The organism is Persicitalea sp., from assembly GCF_041751555.1.
Lineage (GTDB): Bacteria > Bacteroidota > Bacteroidia > Cytophagales > Spirosomataceae > Persicitalea.
In genome coordinates this window covers 1-4,156 of the sequence record NZ_JBGSXF010000460.1, presented here as the reverse complement: position 1 = coordinate 4,156, position 4,156 = coordinate 1, and the positions used below count along the sequence as shown (strand labels likewise).

At 53.5% G+C, this 4,156-nt stretch carries 4 protein-coding genes and 1 pseudogene; 2 read left to right on the top strand and 3 right to left on the bottom strand.

The features are described from left to right. Positions 1–171: pseudogene (locus ACEW8P_RS16200) on the top strand (TldD/PmbA family protein); the annotation flags it as partial. An 84-nt stretch (positions 172–255) separates the two neighbouring features. On the opposite strand, the gene ACEW8P_RS16195 reads toward ACEW8P_RS16200, so the two are convergent. The 3 genes from ACEW8P_RS16195 to ACEW8P_RS16185 all read right to left on the bottom strand — a co-directional run bounded on the left by ACEW8P_RS16195 (position 256) and on the right by ACEW8P_RS16185 (position 3,852). After that, a complete protein-coding gene (locus ACEW8P_RS16195; protein WP_373514122.1) occupies positions 256–2,328 on the bottom strand; it encodes a 3'-5' exonuclease in 2,073 nt (690 codons plus the stop codon). Positions 2,329–2,671: 343 nt separating this feature from the next. Further along, positions 2,672–2,932, bottom strand: coding sequence for a HigA family addiction module antitoxin (locus ACEW8P_RS16190; RefSeq protein ID WP_373514121.1), 261 nt, complete (start codon positions 2,930–2,932; stop codon positions 2,672–2,674). Continuing rightward, positions 2,929–3,852: an Abi family protein gene (locus tag ACEW8P_RS16185; RefSeq protein ID WP_373514120.1), complete on the bottom strand. Its 924-nt coding sequence runs from the start codon at positions 3,850–3,852 to the stop codon at positions 2,929–2,931. Before ACEW8P_RS16185 ends, ACEW8P_RS16190 begins: the two co-directional genes overlap by 4 nt. A gap of 85 nt (positions 3,853–3,937) precedes the next feature. Between ACEW8P_RS16185 and ACEW8P_RS16180 the strand changes: the two genes are divergently transcribed. Then, a partial coding sequence (locus ACEW8P_RS16180) for a hypothetical protein (protein WP_373514119.1) occupies positions 3,938–4,156 on the top strand: 219 nt, incomplete at its 3' end.

Genomic DNA, 4,156 nt, shown 5'->3' with positions numbered 1-4,156 from the left:
TACCCCGTCAAGAACTTCCGCTTCAACGAAAGCCCGATCATCATGCTCAACAACCTCGAAGCCCTCGGCAAACCCGAGCGCACCGTCAGCACGGAGTCGGACCGCAACTACCTCATTCCGCCGATGAAAATCCGGGAGTTTACGTTTACGAGTTTGTCGGATGCGGTGTAGGTGAGTATGGTCTTAGAAGGAGTTGGGTGAATCGCTCTTTAAGTGATAGCCAGAGGGTTTTCAGCAGAATGAATGGATGGTTCTTCAAGCTTTAATATCCTCCAAAAACTCCGAAGAAGGCGCAACGCTCGTCACCAGAAGTTGGTCGCGCGCCCGGGTGCAAGCCACGTACAGCAGGTGGCGCTCGGTGTTGTACACATCTTCCAGGTCGGCGTTGTCGGTAATGTTTTCGATACGTTCCTGCGAGGGAATCACTTCGTCGTCGCAGGCCATAACGACGACGGCTTTGAATTCCAGGCCCTTGGCCAGGTGCATGGTGCTGATGGCAACCTTGGTACTGAGCGTTTCGACGGTTTCGTCCAAAACCAGCCACGGCGCATCGGCAACTTTTGCCGCCCGCTCCGCCCGCTCGATTTCCCGCGCTGAGCGGACGAAGACCCCGATTTCGTTGGGCATGAGTCCTTCACTTAAAAGCTTGGAAATTCGTTCGCCTACAAAGCTGATTTCCTCTTCCTCCGAATCGAATAATTTGATTTCCGGCGGCGGGCCATTGAAGACCGACACCGTTTTTGCGCGCTCCTCCACGTTGCCGTCTACATCCGCCAGTTCGGGAGCCAGCAGCAAGTCGGCCTGGCGGCGGATTTTGTGCGAGGTGCGGTAGTTGACGTGCAGCGTTTTGGCGCGTCCGCGCACATCCACGCCCAGTGACTTCCACGAGAAAGGTTGCTGAAAAATGCGTTGTCCCAAGTCTCCGGCGAAGAAAAGCGCGTCGGGGCGGCTGGCCCCGAGGGACGCCAGAAAACGGAGGTGATACACGGCCAAATCCTGGGCTTCGTCCACGACGACAAAATCGTAGGGCGACGAGCCGCCTGCCTCGATAACCTCGGTCAGCCGACCGAAAAGTCCCGCTTGCGTGAGCCAGCCTTCGGCGGCGAGTTGCCCCCCAACCCGCTCAAAAATGGACCAAAGTGTTTGCCGCTGCGGCTCAGGCAACCGGGTTTTGCGCCCCAGCCGTTTTACGTCGCGGTACTCTTCCCAGCTACGGAGTTGCCAGGCGTCCACGATTTGCTCCCACTCGGCCAGCAGAAAGGATAGGCTGAATTTGTGACCGGGTACTTCGGCGGCGGCTTGTTTTAGCCATTGCGTGAGTTGGTCTTTGGAAATAATTTTGGGCTCGCCGACCCTTGCTTTGTAGAGCCGCACACCCGTTTTGTCGAGCGATTCCACCTCCACGCGCTCGACTAGCTGGGGTTCGTGGCTGGTGAGCCGCCGGAGTTTGACGCGCAGGGCGTTGGCCAAAATATCCGAAAAAGTCGTGAGCAATAGCCGCGCCTCCGGATGCTGGCGAGCCAGAAACACCGCCCGGTGCAGGGCCACGATCGTTTTGCCCGTTCCGGCCGAACCCGATACCCGCGCCGGACCCGCGTAGTCGCGCTCGACGGTGCGGCGCTGGTCGGGGTGGAGGAATACGGCCCACTTGTCCCAGGGAAAGTCCAGCGCGCGCCGGAGTTCCTCCGTGTCGTGCATGGTGCGGAAGCGGCGCTGTGCGTCGGGATGCTCGAAGGGGCTTTCGCCGACGACCACCGGAGTCGGAACACGCGGGGTGCCGCCCGTGGCCAGCTCTAACAATGCCTCGGCGGCTTCGGCGGGCAGGTGGTCGGCCAGCACGAGCAGCGTGTCCTCGTCGGCGGCGCGGACGTCGGCCAGCCATTCGGGCGGGATGCCGTAGCTGAGCAGCGTGTCGTCGCTGAGGTGCGCGAACAGGCCGGGTTTGGGCGCAGCCGTAGTTTCTTCCGGTACGTAAAGCGGCACGATGATTTCGCGGACGGTTTCGCGGATCTCCACGAGTTGGGCGGCTCCCGTCGTGGGGTGGACTTCCAGCTTGCGGCGCTCGGCCCAGTGGTAGGCGTCGTCGTGGTGATCGACGTAGCAAAGCAGCAGGCTGGCGTCGGTTTTGTGAACGATCAGCCGGAGGTCGCGGCTCACGCGCACCGACCAGAAATGCTTGTCCCGCGCCCGATCCAGCTTGTGCAAACTCAGGCTCGGTTGCGCCGGGTTCATCTGCAGGTCGAAGGCCGTGGTTTTCACCGCCTTCTGCTCGTCGTTGGTCAGGCGGCCGAGGCTGTCGGTGAAGGTATCGGCGATGCGGAAGTTCATTTATTTAGTTGACAGTGGAAAATGCCTGGAACCAGGTTTTATAGGCGAATTATAGTTGAGGGAGTGCAATGTAGAGGGTTTTGCGTGTCACAATCCCGTAGGGATTTTATGTTTATAGAAATAACCATATCATAGGATGGTGCGACCCCGTAGGGGTCGTATCTTGTATTCTCAGCATCTTTCTATAAATATTTGAATCCTACGGATTCTTTCCCCTAAAGCTGTTTCTTTTATACCCTGACCCTTGTTTTACCCAACCAAATCCACCGTCTCCAGATACTCTCTGCCCAAAGAATAATGAATCATTTTCTTGTGCTGGAAATGCTCGGTTATTCGGTTATAATTACAAAGCATTGTACGCATCGTAATTATCCTGACTGCTGATCCAGAAATGTGTAGGTATGTCTAAGACGTTTTCAAAAAGCGCTGCCATTTCCGGGGTAATAGCGGTTTCTTCTCCCAGAATGGCGTAAACAACTTCTTCGGACCTGCCAATTTGCAAGGCAAATTCCTTCGGAAGCATACCCATTTCATCTAATTTTTCCTGCAAAGTTTCACCCGGATGCGGGCGGGATTGGGGAAAGTATTGATTTTGTTTTGTCATGGGTTGAGTTTCTCAATTGCCCATAATGGTTCATTCTTCCAATTGGGTTTCAATCCCAGAGCTCCGGGGTCGATGTTAGGATATTTGATTAGAAGATTGTCGAGGGCTTCGGTAAATTGATTTCCGGGATCAATCGAGTTGAGCAAGTATTTCATGCAACACAAATGCACGTACAGCATTTTATGCTCATTCGTCGGGGGAACGTCGGCAATCCAGGCGAAAGGCGGATTTTTCAAAAGCTTGGGCCTACCCGGTAAATTTTTGTTCCATAGACGGCCATGATGCGCACAGATATTGCGTATCTGGTTAATGCTTTGCAGCCAACCGGGTAAGAATGTGTGATTTACCGTACCCAGCTCTGCCGCGATCAAATCCTTCGCCTTGATGCTCAGGTTCAGATTTCCGTACAGTTTTGAAACATTACCAAAACTGGCGATTTCTAATGTTTTCCAGGCAGGCGGGCGGCGTGTATCGGTATGGTATTGTCTCTTGTGTTCTTTTATAAAAACCTCTTTTGTACGTTTTAACTCTTCATCGATGGCGTACAAAGTTTTGGTATGTTGCGTAGCATCTTTGAAAAAAGCGGGATTTTCGAACCACCAAGGCGACTTTTCGTGCGATACATGGTAAATCAGTTTCGTACGAAAAGCGATTTCGATGCGCTCGATCACCCCAAATAGCAGCAATCGCAACTCTTTATCAAAATTGTATATCGCCAGCACATTCTCAAAAGTGCTGTCCGGCTTAAATGTATGCTGGGTTTTGTCTGCCTGCATGGGCCACCAGTAACCTGCCAACCGGTAATAGCTGATATTCTGCAACGTCTGCTCCGCGGCAGACTCGTCCGATATGACCAGGCCACGGCTTTTGAGCTGTGCAATTTGATCTTTAATTTCTGTGGCTTGCTTTGCGTACTTCATAATGCGAATATCGGGTTCAAATAAAGCAGAAGCAGTAGCTCATCGTCGGGTATATTTGTGTGACCAAACATATAATATACTGACGATGAAAGCATTGGAATTAATCCGCCTGTACTACTACCTCTGCGAGTGCTATGATACGGAACTACGCTGGTACTGCCAAAGGTTCAGTCCCAACTCTGAGCCTGAAAACCTCACAATCACCGACGCTGAACTGCTGACGATCTACTTCTACTGTCGAATTCACGAGAACAAGCACGGCAAGAATGACATCCATGACTACGCCCTGCGCTATCTGCCCTCG

Excerpts from the sequence above, each read along its gene's own strand:
- ACEW8P_RS16185 (WP_373514120.1), bottom strand. The coding sequence starts at position 3,852 with ATGAAGTACGCAAAGCAAGCCACAGAAATTAAAGATCAAATTGCACAG.
- ACEW8P_RS16190 (WP_373514121.1), bottom strand. The coding sequence starts at position 2,932 with ATGACAAAACAAAATCAATACTTTCCCCAATCCCGCCCGCATCCGGGT.
- ACEW8P_RS16195 (WP_373514122.1), bottom strand. The coding sequence starts at position 2,328 with ATGAACTTCCGCATCGCCGATACCTTCACCGACAGCCTCGGCCGCCTG.